This window comes from Mesorhizobium sp. M7A.F.Ca.US.006.04.2.1 (genome assembly GCF_004022915.1).
GTDB lineage: Bacteria > Pseudomonadota > Alphaproteobacteria > Rhizobiales > Rhizobiaceae > Mesorhizobium > Mesorhizobium ciceri.
Genome location: NZ_RZQA01000945.1, coordinates 1 through 436, shown reverse-complemented (window position 1 = coordinate 436; position 436 = coordinate 1). Strand labels below are relative to the sequence as shown.

Annotated in this window: 1 protein-coding gene; it reads left to right on the top strand. The window is 72.5% G+C overall.

All coding sequences use genetic code 11. From position 1 onward, the window contains the following. The coding region (locus tag EN925_RS32590; protein ID WP_245487394.1) for an ROK family protein at positions 1–436 on the top strand (436 nt) is incomplete at both ends.

The window sequence follows — 436 nt, the reverse complement described above, 5'->3', positions numbered from 1 at the left end:
CCGGGACCGCTTGATCCGCTGGCCGGCATCGCCGTCGGCCCGCCGACACTCACCGGCTGGCTGGATGTACCGCTTGCCGACATCCTCGAGCGGCGGCTCGGCCTGCCGGTCCGTCTGGAGAACGACGCCAATGCCGCGGCGCTCGGCGAATGGCGCTTCGGCGCCGGCCATGGCGCTCGCTCGCTGGTCTTTGTCACGGTGTCGACCGGCATCGGCGGCGGTGTCGTCGTCGATGGGCGCATCCTGCATGGCCGCCGTGGCCTTGCCGCCGAGATCGGTCACATGACCATCACCAATGAGGGCGAGCGTTGCGTGTGCGGCGTCATCGGCTGCTTCGAGGCCATCGCTTCGGGAACCGCGCTCGGCCGCCGCGCCAGCGCCGCCACGGCGGCCGGCGACGGCGCTGCCTTGCGGCGCCTGTCAGCGGATGCGGAGG